We start from the raw sequence: 21,132 nt of genomic DNA on the forward strand, positions 1-21,132 counted from the left end.
GTGGGTTATAGGTTATCTCCTTATTATTTTGACGCTCCGCCTTGCCTCACGGCTGCGCATTTCCAGCACATACGTGCCAGCTACTGGCAGATACAGGCGTGTGGTGTGATAGTTGTCGGCGTCGTGTTCCTCCATTTGTAGCAGCGCACCATCGGGTGCGTGAAGGCGCAATATGAGCGGGGCATCCTCTGTCAGTTCCACACGTACGTTTACGTTACCGTCGCGTGTGGGGTTGGGTGATACCTCATAGCGTGCGAATCCATCGCTCGTGGTAGTCGTCACGTTCAGTGTGCGTAAGGTTGAGCAGCCGTCGCCATTGGTCAGTTCAACAGTATATTCTCCATCCTCGTCGAGCGTTACGCGCTGACCGTTCAGGTATCTGCCAGCAGGGCTTTTCCAGCGGCAGGCGTAGTTACCTTTCGTCTCCAACTGGTAGTCGCGTTCCGCACCTTGTGCGAAGTGTACATCCTCTAGTTCAGGCACATCAGGCAGGTCAGCATTGCAAACCGTTATCTCGTTGGTGAGGCATTTGCCACTGTTGTCGCGAATCGTAAGGGCGTACTTGCCTTGGGCTAGCGATGGTATGGTTATGACGCTGTCTGCTGTTGTTTGTGTATAGGCCGACTTGCCATCGAGGGTGGTCGTTATGCGGTATGGAGGCGTGCCACCCGTAAGTTGTACGCGCAGTGCACCCTTCGCTCCCGTTGAGCATTGAGGCCGTTCCATATTGATGGTGGAGAAGAAGTCGCCTGCGGCACGCAGCGTGAAGATACTTTTGCCCACGTCGGTGTTTATGCCCGCGAACGTCAGACTGTCGCCCTGTCCCATCTGTGCCTTGTAGTAACGAACCTGCCCTGCGGGGAACTTACCCGTTCCGCTTCTGTCAACGGCTAGATAATAGCTCTCGCCCTCGGCAAGCGGTTCCATTTGGCGTATGCTGCGTGTGTCGAATTTCAGGGTGATGCCCGTTACGGATGCTCCTGTGGCCGTGGCTGCCCATCGACGTTGCATCCATTTCCCGTTTCCCCTGTCTGCAGCGAAGGCGAGCCTCTTGGCATCATCTCCCCAGAGGTAGCTTGCACCCTCGTCAATTGTCCTTGTAGACAGTCGGATTACGGCTTCACCCTCGCTACTTTCACCCATTGTTTGGCGTAGACGCGACGTACTGTCGCCGATAATGCCCGCCACGCGGTGGTTATAGCCCTTGAGCCGATAGTAGTTGCGTATGACTGCACCTTTGGAATTGAAGTATGAGTGCCCCAATGTGACGCCATGGCGCAGGGCCATGGCACTTTCCACGCGCATGCGCTCCGTAACTGAGAGGGCGCGCGGGTACACTGCGTATTCTGCCATTCCTTCTTTCAGAATCCCCACAGGCAACCGTTCTTTGGTTTTACCGCCCACAGCGAGCGTGCCACGGATACCGTTTGCCGACGAGGTGACGTAGGCATAGAGGCGCAGGGGTGGCAATGTGTCGCGCCCCATATAATTCATGAAAGTGTCACGGGTGAGATCGGCCGTGCGGGCGGTGGTCTGCACCAGCTGTGTTTTGCCACCCTGTGTGCCCACATTCCATAGCAGCTGCTCGCTACCTTGTCGCACCTTACCCACACCAACGAAGGTCATGCCCTTTCCGCAGTTGAGCGATACGGGTGTGGCATCGTTTCCAAGACCCCACCTGAGATAGCCTGTGACGCCACCTGGGGCATGTTGCGATGCTTGGTTTTGCACCTGTGCTTGCGCCCCAAGCGAAGTGAATGTCAGGACAAACGATAGGGATACGACTGTTGTCGCAATACTGTATATGGTCTGTTTCATGATTATTTGGTTGGTTAAAAGCAGTGAAGGGCGATATATGAAATAGGTATTGAACATTAGCGGGGATTTTCCAGGTCAGGCTTTATGGGTATGGTGTAGCCCACAGTCAGCAAAAACAGGTGACTGTTGTTCCTTGCCGTATGGTAGCCGTAGGGATTATCGTTGGTCTTGATGAGGTCGGTCAGTCCGTAGCCGTATTGTAGATAGGCTTCGATACCGTTCTTAAACGACGAATAGCCCACTTTTACTAAGGGCATGACCTGTAACTTTGCCCGCAGCGTTTCCCTTAGGTGCGCTTGCGTTAGTTCGTCGGCCGAGGCGAACATTGCTGGTCGGTCGCTCGTGAAGTCGATGCCATTGGGGTTGAAGGGTAGGTCAAGCCCGACACCCGCACCCATATAAAAGTCGGCAAGGAGATAAAGACGTGCAGCCACCTGTGGGATGAGGACATGGTAACGGAAGTTCGTTTCCTCGTGGATGTTGCCTGCTAGCTTATGCTCTTTCAGGGTTGAGGCCAGCCAGGTATAGTCTGCTGCCAGTTCGATACCTAATCGATCGCGCCGCAACAGCACAAAGAGGCCTATCGTAGGGACGACCGAACCATGCTCTTCTAGCGTGTAGCGTGGACGGATGTTTACGTCTTCAATCATCGCTCCAAGGTTTCCGATACTGGCGTAGCCTGCACCAGCCCTGATGCCGATGCGCGATTGGGTATGTCCCTTGTACCGAACAGAGATCCGTTTCATTGGCTCGCGTTTAGACTTGTTTTTCCGTTCCTTCACGACAGGCCCGTTTTCAATAGTTGGGAGTTCGTCTTGAGGCTCCGTTTTTTGCTCTGATGAAGGTTCGGGTTGTGACTCGTCCAGTCGTTTGGGTTGCTGTTCCGTAGGACGTTCGGTTTGTTCGCGCGTCGTTGGTTCCACGTCCGCGGTGATTTTTTCGTCTGCCGTTACATTTTTCTTTCTAGGTTTACGTGTCGCAGGTTTGTCTAGGTGTTGCACCTTCCCCACTTTTCTTCTTCCGCCTAGCTTTGCATGTCGCCCAGCCTTGCCTTGTGCTATGGCACACGTGTCCTTATTGTTGTGCTGCGTAGTGGCTTTTGGTGAGAGTGTTTGCTGATGGGTTGGTGGGGGCGTAGGGTCTTCTGTGGTCTCGCGTTTGCATAGTCGTAGGCACAACAGCAGGGCAAGGACAATGGCCAAGAGAACGGCAATGCGGCGTATGTTGCGTCGGTTATTGGGGTTAGGGTTGTTCATGTACATATTAGGAAGGGTGGTTATATATAATAAGGTACGCGTACGCGCGCGCGAAGCAGACAGATGTATTGTTACTTATGTTCTTTTCCTGTTCGCAAGTTAACGAGTTGACGAGTTTATAAGTTCGTTTATCTGTTAGAGCATTGGCATCCGCTTGACGAAAACGTTGCTTTCGCTAGCTACCGCGTAGTGGTTGGTCTGTTCCCGTTGGTCAAGTAGATGTTTGATCATTTGCAAAAAAATAAAACTGTCATGGTTGCCTTTTGTGATGTAGTGGTTCAGTTCGTGCATCACTTGATGTCTATCACATACGCGACAGAGAGTTCTGCTTGCCAGTTGTGGTTGGAACATTCCACCCAATTAAAGACGTTGGTCTCGGTCTTGATGGTGCTGGCAAGACTGTAATGGAAGCGTAGATCGATACAGAAGCCAGAGAGAAGGTCGTAGCCCACGCCACCGCCAAGCGCTGCATCGGGACGTCCCCTAAGCTTGCTTTGCATCACTCGTTCCGTCTCTTCCACGCTCGGGTACTTCCATTTCTTAAACTTCGCATCCTCTTGGTTACCCTCGTAGCTTAGATTTTTAGGTGATAGGTTTGCCCCGAGGCGTCCGCCAAGCGATACGTGCAGCGTGTTCCGCTCCTTGAAGGGATAAAGATTGAAGTAGGCAGCTATTCCTAAATGGTGATACCGAGTGGAAAGCGTGTAGTTTAATTCGTCCCTGTCGTCGTATCGAACGCGTGCCGTGCGGTTGTAATAGGCGATTCCTGCCTCGATGCCCCATAAATTTCCTTGCGGTTTGTAGAGGAAGAACAGCTCGGCACACGGAACAAACAGCACCCGCTTGCGGAAAGAATAGTTGGAATAATGGTCTTCGCTCACCAGTATGCGGTCGACGTTTGAGTTGGAACTGATGCCTCCCCCAAGCCTTAGACCTGCATGGAAGTCGGAACTTTGCGCAGCCAAGGGTAGGCTGGAGCAGCAAAGCAAAAATGCGATAACGACAATGTGTTTCATGTCTTCACGTGTTGTTTTAGTAATTAAGGGTTATGGGGTATGTTGTCCCATGAGTGCAAGAGTAGTGAAAGTAAAATAAACGGCAAAGTGTTATAGGTGTTTTTTTGATAAATGGATGATATTTTTTCTCATTTCTATCAAATCTCCAAAGGTAGAAGAACTTTGCTAAACCATCCATTTATCGCCGTCTTACGGCCCAAATTATGAATACCACACACGTAACACAAAGATAATGCGGCCGTTACGATGTGTAAGTCTGTTGGGATAATCATTTAATAAGTATGTTTTCCCTCGTGTTCCCCGTTTCACGATATCGGTTCCTGTCGCCTTTCTGTTATCGGGTAGACCTGCTTGGGATCATACGCTACTGCGTAGTAGTTGGTTCAATACAAGTATATGCCTAAGCCTTTGAAACACGCTTGATAAGGTATTAAAGCACGTGTTTTAAAATATTGGCGAGTTAACAATGTTCAGGACTGTTGTTACCGCTATGATGGAATCCTGTTCCAGATGACATGGAACAAGGTTCCAGACAACATGTAACAGGGTTCCATCATAGCGGTAACAAAACCAAAGTTGAAAAAGCACAATTCCAGGGCTTATCAACCGTTTTGTTGTTTGATAATTCTATCAGTTGACTAGTTCACAAACTGAAGTGCGAGATGCTAACTTAAACGTAAGTTTGTATCAGCTCGATAGTGCCTTCCACCTTCAAATGCTGCGTTGTTGCAGGAACAAGTATCGAGTCGCCTGTTTGCATTCCCACGGTGTTCCCCTCGTTATCGGTAATCGTTCCCTTGCCGTTTGTGCAGATAAGAATAACGAAACTGTCGAGTTGCGACAGGTCGATGTTCATCGGTTGGTCCAAATCGTAGAGGTTGGTGGTGAAGAATGGGCAGGTGGCGAGGTTCACACCCACGTTCTTTGCAGGCACATAGTTGGTGCGATAGTTTTCTTCCACCATGTAGTTGATGCATTCGGCAGCCTCTTCGGTATGCAGCTCGCGCGTGTTTCCATCCTTATCCTTGCGGTTGAAGTCGTAGATGCGGTAAGTTACGTCGGATGTTTGCTGTATCTCGAGAATGAAGCAGCCCTTGCCGATGCTGTGAATGCGACCAGCGGGAATGAAGAAGCTATCGCCACGCTTTACGTTATAGTTGCTGATGGCATCGCAGATGGTGTTGTTGGCCACCATCTCTTTGTATTGTTGGGGTGTGATGGCGGTTTTCATTCCGCAGTTGAGATAAGCCTTGGGATCAGATTCCATCAAGTACCACATCTCTGTTTTGCCACGACTTTTGCCACGTTTCTGTGCCAGTTCGTCGGTGGGGTGCACCTGAATGGATAGGTCGTCGTTGGCGTCGATGAACTTGATGAGCAGTGGGAACTCGTTGCCGAAGCGTGCATAGTTCTTCTCGCCCACCAACTTTCCTTGCAGTTCTTTCAACACTTCGTTAAGGTTTTTGCCTTCGTATTCGCCATTTGCCACGATGGTTTCATCGCCTGGCACACCCGATATTTCCCAACTTTCGCCCACGTTTTGTAGGTTTGAGTCGAGATGCTTAAAGGGAACGATCTTGTTTCCGCCCCAAATGGTTTGCTTTAAAAGTGGTTTAAACTTTAATGGTTGCATGTGAGTTTATGAGTTTTTTTAGTTTATGAGTCTTAGGAGTTATGGGATTATGGAGTTAAGGAATTAAGGAGTTATGGAGTTAAGTCAATACCTTTGTTTCTTTCTTCTTTGTTATTTTCTCCTTTGTTCCTTTCTCCTTTGTATCGTTTGCCCTTTGTTCCTATGTGAGTTTATGTTTGCGTTTGTGAGTTATTGAGTATTGTAAGTCGATGAGTTATGGAGTTAAGTCCATGCCATTATCCTTAGTTTTGGGGTTAGATGAGAATTTATATTGTTAGGATTTGCCATAAACCATTTTCATTCTTTATATTATGTTGGCCTATAAGCGACAGGAGTATTGGCTTAACTCCTTAACTTCATAACTCCTTAACTCATCAAAAATCATCTGTCGTTCCAGAATGCAGGGGTGAAGATAACCAATACGGTGAATATCTCCAAACGTCCCATGAGCATCAATACAGAGCAAAGCCACTTGGCAAAGCCAGGCAGTTGTGCCCACGACATGGTTGGTCCAATCTCTATTCCCAGCGTTGGACCAACGTTGCTTAATGCACTTAGCGTGATAGTAATGGCATTGGTGTTGTCTATTCCCGCAGCAATCATGGAGAAGGCGCAAAACAGGCACATCACCAACGTTACGGTGAGGAAGGCCAATAGCGTTACGCGCTTTTGTGTGGAGACGTTAACGCCACCTATCTTTAACGGCAAAATGGCGTTGGGATGCAACAATTGCTTGAACTCGTTGCGTATCACTTTGAGCAACATCACGCCACGAATGCACTTGAAACCACCACTGGTGCTACCCGAACAGGCGCCCATGAACATGCAGAAGGCCAGTATAACCCATGTTACGTGTGGCCAACGGGCGGCATCGTCGCTGAAAAGTCCCGTGGTGGTAATGAACGAAACCACTTGGAATATGGCTACGCGGAAGGCTTTTTCCAACTCGTATTGGTTGCGCATGATGAGTTCTATCATGATGAAAGCTGTGAAAACCAGCACCATCCACAGGTAGAGCTTGAACTCGGAGTTACGGAACAGCTGGCGTATTTTTAACTTTGTGGCCGTGAAATAGAGTAGGGTGAAGTTCACACCCGAGATGAAACAGAAGAAGGTTACAGCGTATTCTATGGCTGGCGAGTGGAAAAACTCAACGCTGGAATTGTGGGTAGAGAAACCACCTGTGGCTAATGAGGTCATGGAATAGTTGAGACTGTCGAACCATCCCATGCCCAAGAACTTGTAGCAAAGGGTGCAAGCCACCGAAAGCGTTATGTAAACGGCCCAGATGGCCTTAGCGCTTGTGCTTAGTTTGGGGTGCAACTTGCTCTTGATAGGGCCTGTGGCTTCGGCCGAGAACACTTTTACCGACCCACCAACGAGCGATGGCAGCAGGGCAATGGTGAAGAACACGATACCCAATCCGCCAATCCACTGTGTGAGCGAACGCCAAAATATGATGCCATGGGGTAGGGCTTCAACGTCGTCGATGATGGTTGCGCCAGTGGTTGTGAAACCCGACATGGTTTCGAAATAGGCATCGGTGAAGCTGTGCAGGTAGCCGCCTATCATGAAAGGCATGGTGCCGATGGCACTAAAAATGGCCCACGAGAGGCTCACCACCAAGCAAGCATCGCGCCGTCCCATAGTGTTGTCGGAGTTGCGACCCATAAAACGGAACACGAAACCAAAGAATAAGGTGGCGATGATAGACACGAGGAAGGCCATTATGTCGTCTTCGGCGTAATAAATGGCCATCGCCAGGCACGACAACATCAGCGCTGCCTCGATGAAAAGCAACGAACCGATGACTTTATATATGGTGCGATAGTTAATCATTCAGTTGACAAGTTCACAAGTTGACATGTTTACGAGTTTACGACTTCAAAAGTAAGCTAGTTCATAAGCTCACGAGTTAACAAGTTTAGAAGTTGACGAGCATGCAAGCTTGGGTGTTTAATCGGCTGGGAAGATGGTCAAGATATAGAACTTTAAGGGTTCTGCTTATCTTCATTTCCCGAACTTAAAGCTTGTGTCCTAATGGCTAATTAAAGAACTTTCCTAGCTGTTGCATGTTGGTGTTGTGGCAAAACACCATCACGCTGTCGCCTGCTTCAATCTGTGTTCCACCCGAAACAAGGATGCCTACATCCTTGCGAACCAATCCGCCAATGGTTACTCCCCTTGGTAAACCCAGTTCGAACACGCGCTTCTTGGTTACTTTCGACCCTGGTTGGGCGGTAAACTCGGCCACGTCGGCATTGGCCATAGTGAGAAAGCGCACATTGCTCACGTCGGCATCAAGCATCATTTGGTAGATGTGACTTGCCGCAATATCTTTCTTGTTAACGATGGTGCCAATGTCAAGGCTATCTGCCATGCTCACGTAGTCCATGTTTTCGACCATGGCCACGGTTTTGCGCACACCCAGTCGTTTGGCCGTTAGGCATGCCAAGATGTTGGTTTCGGTGTTGCTTGTGAGTGCCACGAAGGCTTGGGTGTTCATAATTCCTTCTTCGTTCAGCAGCTGTATGTCGCGCCCGTCGCCATGTATCACCAAGGCCTTGTCTTCTTCAAGCAGATCGTTCAGTTCTTCGCAGCGTTCTTCGTCTTTCTCAATGATCTTGGCTTCCATGTAGCTGGGGATGTTTTTCACCGCCCTAACGCAGGTGTTTCCTCCGCCCATGAAGACCACGTTCTTAACATCTACATAATGTTCTTTGCCTACAATCTTGCGAATATAAGGAATATATTGGCGCGTTGTCATAAAGTAAGCCAAGTCGTAGAGTTTCAACTCATCGTTACCGCCTGGTATAATGGTTTCGTATCCGCGTTTAATGGCCACCACGTGGTAAGGATCGTCGGGTCCGCAGAGCTGTTTTAAGGGTTGGTTAAGTATTTCGCAACCCTCGCGCAACTTGATGCCTAACATCACAAGCGCACCATTGTGCACATCCCAACGTTGGCGAACCCACGACATTTTCAGTCCGTTGATAATGTCGGTGGCTGCTAGCGTCTCGGGAACGATGAGCGAACTAACGCCCAGACGTTCGAAAAGTTCGGCCACCCCAGGCTCCGTAAGCTCTACGTCGTCAATCTTCGCCACCGTTTTTTTTGCTCCCAGCGCCTTAGCAATCATGCAGATGTTAAGGTTTAGATGCTGGTCGGCGGTTACGGCGATAAACAGATCGGCATCGCCTGCGTTTGCTTCTTTGAGCGTTTTTATGCTGCTAGGCGATGCTTGCAGCGTCATCAGGTCGGCCTCGGCATCCATCCTGCCCAGTCGTTCTTCGTCTTCATCGATAAGGGTGATGTTCTCGTGGCTGTGCGATAGCAGCGTGGCTAGGTAAATTCCGATGTCGCAAGCACCCGCTATAACGATTTTCATGCTTCTATCTCCTTTCTTATTGACTCTGGATCGAGGCCTACGAGTTGGCGTAGTTCTGCCACCGAGCCGTGTTCTACGAAGGCATCGGGCAAGCCCATGCGCACAATTTGGGGACGGAAACCATGGTCGGCCATCCATTCCATCACGGCCGAACCCATGCCTCCGTTGCGCACACCGTCTTCGATAGTTATTATCTTGTTAAACTTACTGCCAATTTCTTGCAGCAGATTTTCGTCTAGTGGCTTTACAAAACGCAGGTCGTAATGGGCTACGTGCTTCGTATCCTGCATGTCGTCGAGTAGCTTAGCCACATCGTTACCTATCGGACCGAGCGTTATCACGGCTACGTCTGTACCCGCTCTAATGCATCGGCCCGTGCCAACGGCTACCTCTTCAAAGGGCGAACGCCAATCGGTGCATACGCCATTGCCACGTGGATAGCGTATAACGAACGTGCCCTTGCCCGGCAATTGGGCTGTGTACATCAGGTTGCGCAGTTCGTGCTCGTTCATTGGCGAAGCTATCGTGAGGTTGGGAACAGCACGTAGGGCAGCGATATCAAACGCCCCGTGGTGCGTAGGACCATCTTCGCCAACCAGTCCGGCACGGTCTAGGCACAGCACCATGGGCAAATTGAGCAGCGCCGCATCGTGAATGATGTTGTCGTAGGCGCGTTGCGAGAACGAACTGTATATGTTGCAGAAGGGCATGAGACCATCTTTGGCCATACCGGCAGAGAATGTTACGGCGTGGCCTTCGGCTATACCCACGTCGAAAGCACGATTAGGCATGGCCTTCATCATGATATTCATCGAGCATCCTGTGGGCATGGCTGGCGTAACGCCTACTATCTTGGGGTTGGTTTGTGCCAATTCGACCAGCGTTTCACCAAAAACGTCTTGGTAACGGGGTGGTTCGCCCGAGTTGTTGCATACAAGTCGTTCGCCCGTTGCTGGGTCGAACTTACCAGGAGCATGCCAAATGGTGGCCGATTCTTCAGCAGGCTTGTAGCCTTTGCCCTTAACGGTGTGCAGATGGAGTAGCTTTGGCCCGCGCATCAGTTTGAGTTGGCGTAGCTTTCGCACAACTTCCTTTACGTCGTGACCGTCGAATGGCCCGAAGTAGCGAATGTTCATGCCCTCAAAGATGTTCTGTTGATGGCTCAGGGCCGACTTTAAGGCGTTGTTCAGTCGCAAAATACCTTTCTTGCGGTCGTCGTCGAGCCAGCCTTTGGCGTGTAGCCATTGTGCAGCCCTAAAGCGCAGGTGATTATAGGTTTCGTTAGTGTCGAGGTTCAACAGGTATTTCTCCATCCCTCCAACGGCTCGGTCGATACTCATGTCGTTGTCGTTGAGCACGATAAGCAGGTCGTTATCTGTAGACGAAACGTTGTTAATGCCTTCGAAAGCCAACCCACCGCTCATGGCTCCATCGCCAATTACGGCCACAACGTGGCGTTGTTGGTTGCCGTCGAGCTTGGCTGCCACGGCCATTCCTAATGCTGCCGAGATAGAATTTGAGGCATGTCCGCAGGTGAACGTGTCGTAAGGGCTTTCCATTGGTGTGGGAAAAGGACGAATGCCACCCAGCTTACGGTTGGTGAAAAACTGCTCCCGTCTGCCCGTTAGCAGTTTATGGGCGTATGCCTGATGGCCCACATCCCATACAATTCGGTCTTCGGGCGTGTCGTAGACATAGTGCAGGGCAACGGTAAGTTCTACCACGCCCAGGCTCGAAGCAAAGTGTCCGGGGTTTACCGACACCTCTTCTATAATGTCTTGGCGCAGCTCTTGGCACAGTTGCGGCAACTGTTCAACGTCTAGTTTGCGCAAGTCCTCAGGGTACCTAATCTTGTCTAATAGCTCGAAACTGTTTTCTCCCACAATAAATTCTTGTTCAATTACGGCACAAAGGTACGGCTTTTAATCGAATTTCAATAATGCCCCATTCATAATTCGCCTGTCAAAAGAGAGTTTTTAAGACTGATTTTGGTGTTTGCCTTGCCAGTTGCGCGACTTGTGGCGATGGATATGCGGGTGTTATAAGTTGGCTAATCGTATTAAAACAAGGCTTAATGGCGGTGCGGATGTAAAATAATAAGCCATTTAGTTGCACAGCCCGAAAGTGTAGGCTACCTTTGCATTTGGCTTGCTTGCAGGCCTTATGGAAGAAAACAAGAAACAACTAGATGCGCATAAGGTTACTCCTTATATATATAGTGGGTGCTTTGTTGGCTCTTGCCACTTTGCCAACAAGTGCCGCCACGCCAATGGGACCGCGCCATTTGGCGAACGATCCCGACACGCTACGCCAGGGAAAAGACCTTGGTGAGGTGGTTGTGGTGGCTCGCCGAAAGCTTATTCAGATGCGCAACGATACCACGTTCATCAATGTGGGCGGACTGCATACCAAGCGTGGAGGTAGTTTGGAATATTTGTTACGTAAGGTTCCGGGCATGCGTTACGACCGCGTGACGGGGCGATTAACCTATAATGGCAAGCCGCTAGTTAAAATCAACCTTAACGGATCTACCTTCATGGGCAACAATATTGCGCGAGCCTTGGCCGCCTTACCAGCCGAAGCCGTATCGCAACTTAAAATCTACGATTTGCTTTCTACCCTTGAAAAGGCCACGGGCGTTACCGACGGACTGCAAGAACTTACGCTCGACATTCAGACTAAGGAAGAATTTAACGGTGCCCTTACCACAAACGTTAAGGCCGAACATGGTACGCAGAGCCGACGCAACGACAGTGCACTGCTTAATTGGCTACGTTCGAACGGCGAAAACCTATCGTTGGGCTTGGCAAGTAGCAACTTGGAAAGTACTACGGCTGGCAACGGCAATTATACCAACTCGCTATCTGTAGACGGGAACAAGCATCTAGGCAAACGATTGAAGCTTAACGGCAGTGTTTCGCTTATCAATTTCCACCAGGAAATGCAAGGTTCGAGTTACAGCGAAGAATATCTGACGACAGGAACACGGGCAGATGCCTCCACAAGCGATATGCATGGGCGCAACACCAACGGCTCGCTGTGGTTGTCTTCTACTTACGAACTGTCTAAACGCAGTCAGCTTAACGTGAATTTTTCTACCAACCTGTATGGCAGCAAAAGCGAAAATGCGCAAGAAACACAACTGTTCGACAAGCGTGCGCGTATAGATACCGTGACGTTGGGCAAGGAAAATGCCATCTCGCGCAGTCATTCGGCCAGCATTAACGCCTCAGCCGACTTCACCCACACATTCTCAGAAGGTGGTACGGCACTGAGTATTGTGGCTCGGATGGATGCAAACAATGCCGAGAGTAACAGTAATACGCACAGTACAACGCATTATCGTCAATTGAAAAACAAGCTGGGCACCGACTCTTTACAGCTTCGAGATTTGGAACAGCTATCTCCCACGCAGTCAAGACAAACATCGCTTACCGCACTTCTTACGCAACCATTGGGCAAGAAAATGCGATTACAAGCAGGGTGGGGTGTTGTTGCGGCCAAGAACTACCGCAAGCAAGACACCTACGACAAGGCCATAAACAATGGACAGTGGGTAGACAGTCTTAGTAATGAAAGCCGTCTGACATCGCTAGGACAAGAATTGCGACTGATATTCAACTACGATGGCGAGCATTTCAGCGCTAACGGTGGCGTCACGTTTCTTCCGCAGCACAAACGATTTCATCAACGATACCATGGTGAGGCAAGAGATACTACCTTGCGACACGCCGACTTTAAGCCCATGGCACATGTTCGATGGCGTGGAAAGGGCATGAGCGTACGCTTGGAGTATTCAGGCTACACCTCGCAACCCAGTGCAGAGATGTTACTTGCTTTTCGAAACACCACCGACCCCTTGGCAGTTCGAGAAGGAAACCCCAACCTTAAGCCCGCGTTCAATAGCATGTTTGGCCTAGAATGGGAACATGAGCAATGGGGACTTTCGCTAAGCGCCAACTTCCAAACCACATTTAACGACTTTGCCGAAGAGATGCGGCTAGACCGCCAGTCGGGTGCGCGCCACTATCGACAGGTGAACATCAACGGCAATAATAGTCTTAATGCCAATTTGGGATGGAATAAACAACTGGGTTTATGGAACTTGGGACTGGACATGTCTATGGGATGGCGGCGCGAAGTGTCGCTTAATGGCGATGAAGACGATGTGGCAGTGAAGAAAAGTGTGACCAAGGTACGTGAGGGAGATCTGTTTTTGCTCTGCGGTTTTGTACCCAAATGGGGCGACATAACACTTGGTACGCGTTGGCAACCACGCTTCTCGCACAATAGTCAGACGCAAACGCGCGTGCAAAATCACGACTTTTCGCTAAGCGTTAATGCTATGGTCGACCTACCTTTCGACCTCGAACTATCCACCGATGCTTCTTGTTACCTGCATCGAGGTACAATGACCAGCAGCGATGCCGACCAATGGCTGTGGAATATGTCGTTGGCTTGGAGCTTTCTACGTGCCAAGCAGGCCACGCTAACCCTTAGTTGGAACGACATCCTTAATCGTCGGCAAAGTCTTGAACGCAACGCCTCTGCTTCAGGATTTAGCGAAACCTATCGCCCCGTGATAAAAAGCTACGTGCTGCTGTCGTTTAGTTACCAACTTAACTTCAAGAAGAAAGAGGCTATGTAACTGAATGTTTACGCGAGTTCGGGATAAGATACAATGCTTTCTTGAGCAAGATTAGATAAAAAACGAATATCTATATTACCCCTACTGTTACGCGGTAGCTGATATAACGAATTCCTCTTATCCCCAAACTCGCGTTAATCTTGCCCAAGAAAGCATCGTATCTTATCCCCAATTCACGTAACGTTTGATGGTAGCTTCGTACTATCTAGGCGGTTCGTTCCACGGCCTATCACCGCCACCAACTCACCCTTCCTACCTCTAAACGCCACCTTTTACCCCTCACCCGATAAGCTCTTGTAGTGAGCTTTTTCAGTTCCCGCCTTGTTACAGCTAAGTTGGACTCCTGTTCCAGCTAAGTTGGAACAGTGTTCCAATTCAACTGGAACAGCATTCCAATTCAATTGGAACAACCGTCCAAAACATATTTAACACGGCGATTAATCTATTAATGCATAATCAGAGCTTAGAAGGCGCATTCTCGGAACGATGAAAATGCGAACGACGGAATGGCTAATTGGCGAGTTTGGGACAAGAAACCATGCTATCTGAACAAGATTGGACAAGTAAAAAAATGGCTATCTTGCCGCCTAGTGCTAAGCGACAGAAAGCATACCGATTGTGATTTATCCCGAACTCGCATAATGTTTGAACCATTCATATTGAGAGAGATAGGAAGATACCTATTGAATGGATAGTCGCTCTTATTAGTATGTAGCTGTTTGTTTCTCATTTGCCAGGTGCATTGTATCAAGAAAAAATCTCAAATGGCGTTTTTGGATAGATAGTTAGCGCGGTTCTTCATGTACCGAAGAGCGGAAGTAGTGAACGTATGCTGCAGGTTAAGAATTTCTACTAACGAACGTTAGCAAATAAACAATTAAATGGGGGCTGTCAATAATACTGATTGACAAACCAACATGCGTAAGATGGGCCTAGCGCTTTCTCTTGTTGAGGTTACGATAGGCCCATTATACATTTAACTTTAAAATGTGTCGTAAGCTAGCAATTGTTGCAAACGAACATCTTGTTATGGATTGGGGACGAACGTTTCACTTACATCACCAAACGACTTTTTACTGCTGTAATATTGCATAACCAGTGTAACCTTATTGTTATCGTAAAGTTTACAACCGCGATTTTCGTCTATAGCAATGTCTTGATTGTTCTCTTTTGTGGCAAGGTCGCGAATGTAAATGCCGTTTCTGACGGTCATTTGTACAGGAACGGAAACAAATTGGTAGTCGTCTTTCTTTGTATTTAGCAAATTGAACTTGATTGACAGCTTGCCGCCATAGACCTTGTTTAGTCGATAAAGACCTTCGCGGTTAGTGCACTTTTGCAACACTACGTTTTGCACAGTTTTTTCTTTGTTGAAAGTTAACAATGCAAACGTGTAAGAACCTGTGGCTACATCGACCCATGCTAAACCCGCAAAGTCAATCACTTTGAGCATACTTTTGCCCGCACCGGTGGCCACTATGGCTACTTTATAGTCTGCTTGCATTCCTTCAATTGTAATGTCTGCTGTTGAAGTACCCGACAAACCTTCAACCTTTGTCCCATTTTTCGTTACAAAATCTTTAATGCCATCTTCGCCACCTTGCTGAAATTTCGCTTCATATTCATCCTTAGGAATGTTGGCGTAGTACACAGCTTGTGTTTGGTTATTGGTTGCTACACGCAAAACCAAGTCGTTATCTGGGTCTAGTGGAGCATTGACATCAAGTTGGTATATTGTTGCTACGGGTGCACCGTCGTTGCCTGGTTCGCTGCCTTGCTCGTCTACACATGCAGTAATGAAAGCCAAACCCAACAATGCCCATGCAAAATTGATAATATTTTGTTTCATTGTATATACTTCGTTTAGTTTATGACATAATTATATTAGGCGCGTTTCAATAAATAATAATTCGCCTTTACTTCTGCTGGCATCAGAACTGGTATTCCTGCGAGTCCTTACTGGGATGTGAAGGAATATCATTATTGGTGCAAGCCCTGTTATACCTGTTTTCTGTATCGATGATGTACAGGTTCATCCATTTGGGGTAGGTGGTGGTGTTCCATCGATAGCCTGCCGTATGATTGGTATGGGGATAGCTACGTATGATACCTTTGTTGAGTCGCTTTACGTCAAAAGTTGCAAAGCCTTCACCCCACAGTTCAACTCGGCGTTGCCACCACACTTCATTCTGGAAAGCTGAGGTAGATGTGTTTCCGTATGCCTCATTGTGTTTGCCGTACACGAAGTTTGGGTCGCGCGTCTTGGCAAACTCAGTAAGCAGGGTGATGCCTCGCCCTTGATCTTGCATGCCAGCAGCTTCGATTTCAATAAGTTTCATCTCCTCCACACGCATCAGTGGTACCCACACGGCAAATCCCTTGTGTTGGTTGGCGCGGCCTTCTACACCCCCAATGGTCCTAAACTTCACTTGTATGCCACCTACATTAAGCTGTGCTGCATTCGCACTTGTTTTCAGTTGTTTGGCATAAGCCACATCTTCTTGGAAAGCATACGTCCGTAAAGCTTCTATCTGTTTACCCTCTTTAAGAGTGTCTAAAGCGAAGTCGATAAATACCTTACGTCGCCAATCGGTAGTGGGGATAGTTTCGAACAAGTGTCGGTCGATGTTCATCAATCCACCATAGTTGGAAGCGTACCCGCATCCAGACAAACTTTCGTTAATCATCACCGATCCCCAAGAGGAGTCTGCGTCGTTTAAACGGATATTAGGATCTTCCTCTTTGTACTTAACGCCAAACATCCAGGCGCCATTGGGTGTGTTGAAGCCAAGGTCTTTACTTGTATAGTCTGCCTCGTTCATCAATGTATAGTTCTCTTGTGCCAGTTTGGCGTATTTCTCTGCATTTGCCCAATCTTGTGTTTCTAGGTAGGCACGTGCTTTAAGTCCATAAACCACACTTACATCAGGCTTCAGGATATCTTTGCGTACATATCCTTTTAGCAGTTCTTCAGCCTTGTCTAAGTCAGAGATGATGAAAGCCCACATATCTTCGTTGCTTTTACGTGGGTTGTTATACGTTTCTGCTTGCGTTGTCTTTTCTGTAACCAAAGGTAGTGTTTCTGCCTTCTTATTAAGCGAATAGGGTTCTGCAGCATACATACGCGCTACATCCATGTAAAACATGGCCCTCATGGCATGTGCTATACCTGCTCCAATGCGTCTGGAAGGATCGGGGTTATCGCCCGCCAATCCCACAACAATGTTGCAATTCTTTATCCATTTGGAATAATATGTCCAAGGCATTTGGCAAACTGCATAGCCTGGCCCTAATCTCTCGCTAACGGTATACCACGAGTCGTAATGGTTGTTTTTACCCACCACGGCGATGTCTTGTCCCAGTGCGTCGCGTTCCAAGAAAAAGCAAGGGTAGCCAGCGTCCGTCACATTGGTGCTATTGGGTCTATAAAGGAATTGCCCAACGAGGTTGGAGGTTATTGCATCCACAAAATTGTCGAATGCGCCAGGTGCATCAGAGGCTTGTCCTCCAGTTATAATGTTGCTTTGGGGGTCTACCTCTTCAATACAACTCGAAACCACGTTGCATGCCAAAAAGGCAGCCATTAGTTTGATTGCTATATGTTTCATAAACTTTCTCTTTTGAAATTAGGTTTGTTTTAGAATGTCACTTGCAATCCACCCGTGATATTACGCGTGGGCGAATAAACGCCTACCGACTTGTTACCATCGAATGAATAGCGTGGATCGAAGCCCTTACGAGCCGACCAGAAATAGAGGTTTTCTCCTGCAACGTATACACGTAGCGTAGAAATCTTATAGCGTCCAGTAAGTGTCCTTGGTAGAGTATATCCTACGGTGAACGACTGGAAGTTTAGATAGCTGGCATTGGTGAGCCACCTGTTAGAACTTTTCGCTGAATAGTCTTCTCCATACTGGAAGCGCGGGATGTTACTAGACGTATTGTTAGGTGTCCATGATTTGAGGACGTCTTTGTGGAAGTTAGAGCCAGTTGGTTGGCTTTCCACAGGGTTCATCAAGGAAGCGTATCTGCTGTCGTAAACTTTACCGCCTAGTTGATAGTCAAACGTGAATGTGGCATCGAAGCCATACGCTTCGACTGTTGTACTAAATCCACCCGAAGCCTTGGGTAGTACTGACCCTTGCTCGTAGAAAGAGGCTTCAGAAATTTTTGTTGTAGTACCATTACGCTTTTTGTTTGGGAACGAGCTTCGGTCTTTAACAGCCACATCCGTGTCTACATAATACAAGGCTTGTCCATGTTCGTTTACGCCTGCATACTCGGGTAGCAGCATATTATAAAGAGGTTTCCCTACTTCGTACCAACATTCGTGGCCTGTCCCATTGTCTACGTATCCACCATAGTCTTGCGTTTTCTGTTGAGGCAACTTCAATATCTTGGTGGTATTGTGGGCTAGCATGGCTGTAATGCTCCAAGTGATATCGCGTGTACGAATAGGTGTAGCGGTAAGTGAAAGTTCTAAACCGCTGTTGCGCATGTCGCCAACATTGGCGTAATAGCCGCGTGTTCCAGAAAATTCAGGGAGAGAAAGCCAAAAGAGCATGTCTGAAATTTTCTTGCTGTATACGTCTATACTGCCCGACAAGAGATTCTTCCAAAGCGAGAACTCCACACCAACATTCAGGTTGGTTGTTGTTTCCCAGGTGAGATCAGGATTTCCTGGCATCCTGAATGAGGGTGACATAGTTGTATCCGACGATTTAGAAAGCCTATATTGGTCGGCATAGAACCAGTTCTCTCCCAAAGCATCGTTACCTTGCTGACCCAGTGAGAGTTTCAACTTAAGGTGATTTACCCAAGGTATATTGAAGAAACTTTCCTTCTCTATGTTCCAAGCGCCTCCTATTGACCAAAAGTCGCCCCATCGGTTTTCTTTCTTGAATCGTGACGATGCGTCTCTACGATAAGACAGCGATCCATAGTATTTATCCTTATAGCTGTAAAGCATGCGGCTAAACCAACCCTCTACATTGTATCGCTCTGCATAAGATCTGTTGTCTGATTTGGTAGCAAAAGCATCTAGTTCCAATATTTTAGGCGAGAATCCACCCGTCGCCGTTCCATTGAGGTAACGCAATTGGTCGTTGTAATACTCGTGACCAGCTAGCACGTCTACATCGTGATCGCCAAATACCTTATGGAAATCTAGGGTCTGTACATTGTTGGTGCGCAGATAATAATATTGGTACTTTGTAAGCTCGCCGTTTACATTCACCTTGGGTCCATACAGGCTGTTGTCATATTCAGAACGGGTTATATGTTGAAAGTTCAGGTTGCTTGTGGCATTGAATTTCAACCACTCGGTGAAAACAATATCTATGTTGAATGTTCCATTGAATTGGTTTACCAAAAAATTCTTTTGGTTGTAGCGGTTAGCACCAAGCGGGTTGCCTTGTGAGGAAAACGCGCGTGGCGCATTGTCTACGAAGTTGTTTCCTGGCACACCATAGTCGTAATGTGGATTCCCATTCTTGTCGGTACGTATGACAGGGTTCCCGTTGGCATCGAGGGTACGCACGTAGAGCGGATAAATTGGTGCTATCATGGACGTAAAATACAACAAGTTGGAGGAATTGAGCTGATCGTCCATTTTAGGGTTCTGGTTCTTGCTGGAGTGTACGTAGTCTATATTTCCACCAACCTTTAACCATTTCTTTGCTTGATAGTCTGCCTTCAGGCGTGCTGTATAACGCTCGTAGTCGGAGTAAAGTATCACGCCATTGTCTTTCAGATAGCCAGCACTGGCAAAGAACGACGAACGAGTGTTACCACCACTTACGCTTACATTATAATCTTGCCTGAACGAACTTCGGTAAGCCTCTTTCGTCCAGTCGTCGGGAGTCATATGATAGGTTTCTCCATTCGAAGCCTTATAAGTGCGACCAAGTGTGGCTTTGGGATTTAGCTTACCGTCTTCTCCAATGAGTTGTTCGCCCGTTGGTACAGTATAGACGTTGTAACCCAATTGGGAAAGCATCTCTGTGTTAGCCTTCGTATGGGCATCGCTAGCGCTCATGCCATCGTTGTAATAGTACTTATTGCGCAACATGCCATAGTAGGTTTCATAATATTGCCCTGGGTCTTTTATAACATCGTAATCTTGTATGGCCCTGCTGTTGCTGCCCCATTTCATGTCTACCGTAACTATAGCTTCGCTGGTGTTTCCACGTTTGGTGGTAATAAGTATTACACCCGATGCTCCACGTGCACCATAAAGCGCGGCACTTGCTGCATCTTTAAGTACAGTAACACTTTCTATGTCTTGTTGGGGAATGTTGCTTAATGAACCGGCATAAGGGGCACCATCCACGATAATTAAGGGGTCGGTCTTTGCCTTAAGTGAAGATATACCGCGGATGTTCATCTTTCCATTGCTAGCACCAGGCTCTCCCGACGCCTCACGCATCTGAAATCCAGGAACGGTTCCTGCAAGCGTGCTACTGACATTTGTAGAGATACGCTTTGAAAGATCTTTAGAGGAAACCACAGCCGCAGAACCGGTAAAAGCCGATTTCTTTTGTGTACCGAATGCCACCACCATTACTTCATCGATGGTGTTGTCTTCGGTTTCCAGTTCAACACGCATGTTAGCCTTTGCTGTAAGCACCTTGCTTTTCATGCCAATGTACGAGAATTCAAGTTTAGCGTTTGTGGGTACAGAAATCGAGAACTTTCCATCGATGTCTGTTACGGTACCCGTGGTTGTGCCTACCACTTTTACCGAGGCTCCCACCACGGGCTCATTGTCGGGTAGTGAAACTACCACACCTCCCACATGTGTTTGCGCCAGCGCCATTCCCGCAGTGAGGAATACGCCTACAAAGAATAAGATTAGCCTTTTGGTCATAATTCTTCTTTTTAAAATTACTACTATCTGGTTTCAAATCAGGTTCAGACGTTTCAGCCTGTATGTAGGTTATAGCCATACTGGATTTATTTTTTGGTGCTTTCGGGGTGTGTCTTCTCCGGATAGTACGCAAGGGCTTGCAAATATGCAAATGGTTCCAACCTGTTACCGAGCTACCGAGCCTTGGCGCTGTATGGTGGGTTATCGCCTATTTTGAATTAATTACATCAGTGCATTGTCTCACTTAAAGACAAAGACTTGTTTCGTTTTGGCAAATTTATGAAAACATCTGCAATGTTCCAAACTTTTTGAAAAGAAAATCTTACCATGCGTAACTTTTCTTAATTAAGTGGGGAGAGAAAGGTGTAATTTTGTCAGTTTGTTTTTCTCTAATGTGCGGATACCTCGTTGTTTTGTCGTTTAAATCAACTCACGTTATCTTAGTGTGTAACAATATCCCCCCAGATGTGGTACAGCAAGAGTTATTAAAGCGGTGTTTGATATC

11 protein-coding genes are annotated in these 21,132 nt (G+C 47.8%); 1 reads left to right on the plus strand and 10 read right to left on the minus strand.

The features are described 5' to 3' along the window. Positions 1-12: 12 nt before the first annotated feature. From F453_RS0108185 to dxs, 7 genes are all read right to left on the minus strand, one after another. Positions 13-1,818: a DUF8202 domain-containing protein gene (locus tag F453_RS0108185; protein WP_033404236.1), complete on the minus strand. Its 1,806-nt coding sequence runs from the start codon at positions 1,816-1,818 to the stop codon at positions 13-15. Positions 1,819-1,874: 56 nt separating this feature from the next. Further along, positions 1,875-3,080, minus strand: a complete 1,206-nt coding sequence (locus tag F453_RS0108190; protein WP_018967585.1) for a hypothetical protein — start codon at positions 3,078-3,080, stop codon at positions 1,875-1,877. A 284-nt stretch (positions 3,081-3,364) separates the two neighbouring features. Then, positions 3,365-4,090 carry a porin family protein gene (locus tag F453_RS0108200; RefSeq protein ID WP_025789965.1) on the minus strand — a complete coding sequence of 242 codons (726 nt, stop codon included), beginning with the start codon at positions 4,088-4,090 and terminating at the stop codon, positions 3,365-3,367. A 670-nt stretch (positions 4,091-4,760) separates the two neighbouring features. Next, complete coding sequence (locus tag F453_RS0108205) at positions 4,761-5,723, minus strand: type I phosphomannose isomerase catalytic subunit (RefSeq protein ID WP_018967588.1); 963 nt, start codon at positions 5,721-5,723, stop codon at positions 4,761-4,763. 381 nt (positions 5,724-6,104) lie between these two features. Next, on the minus strand, positions 6,105-7,562 hold the full coding sequence (locus F453_RS0108210) for a TrkH family potassium uptake protein (protein ID WP_009163224.1): 1,458 nt from the start codon (positions 7,560-7,562) through the stop codon (positions 6,105-6,107). A gap of 205 nt (positions 7,563-7,767) precedes the next feature. Beyond that, positions 7,768-9,111 carry a Trk system potassium transporter TrkA gene (gene trkA, locus F453_RS0108215; protein ID WP_018967589.1) on the minus strand — a complete coding sequence of 448 codons (1,344 nt, stop codon included), beginning with the start codon at positions 9,109-9,111 and terminating at the stop codon, positions 7,768-7,770. After that, a complete protein-coding gene (dxs, locus tag F453_RS0108220; protein ID WP_018967590.1) occupies positions 9,108-10,994 on the minus strand; it encodes a 1-deoxy-D-xylulose-5-phosphate synthase in 1,887 nt (628 codons plus the stop codon). Before dxs ends, trkA begins: the two co-directional genes overlap by 4 nt. 305 nt (positions 10,995-11,299) lie before the next feature. Here dxs and F453_RS0108225 point away from each other — a divergent pair, with 305 nt between their 5' ends. Then, the gene (locus F453_RS0108225) at positions 11,300-13,759 is read left to right on the plus strand and encodes an outer membrane beta-barrel protein (RefSeq protein ID WP_018967591.1); all 2,460 of its coding nucleotides are present in this window, start codon (positions 11,300-11,302) and stop codon (positions 13,757-13,759) included. Between the two features lie 1,027 nt (positions 13,760-14,786). Here the strand turns inward: F453_RS0108225 and F453_RS0108230 are convergent. The 3 genes from F453_RS0108230 to F453_RS0108240 form a co-directional block, all read right to left on the minus strand. Then, a complete protein-coding gene (locus tag F453_RS0108230) occupies positions 14,787-15,608 on the minus strand; it encodes a hypothetical protein (protein ID WP_018967592.1) in 822 nt (273 codons plus the stop codon). Between the two features lie 82 nt (positions 15,609-15,690). Beyond that, complete coding sequence (locus F453_RS0108235) at positions 15,691-17,367, minus strand: RagB/SusD family nutrient uptake outer membrane protein (RefSeq protein ID WP_009235120.1); 1,677 nt, start codon at positions 17,365-17,367, stop codon at positions 15,691-15,693. A 29-nt stretch (positions 17,368-17,396) separates the two neighbouring features. Further along, positions 17,397-20,627, minus strand: a complete 3,231-nt coding sequence (locus F453_RS0108240; protein ID WP_026292520.1) for a SusC/RagA family TonB-linked outer membrane protein — start codon at positions 20,625-20,627, stop codon at positions 17,397-17,399. Positions 20,628-21,132: the final 505 nt, after the last annotated feature.

The sequence above is a fragment of the Hoylesella loescheii DSM 19665 = JCM 12249 = ATCC 15930 genome (assembly GCF_000378085.1).
GTDB lineage: Bacteria > Bacteroidota > Bacteroidia > Bacteroidales > Bacteroidaceae > Prevotella > Prevotella loescheii.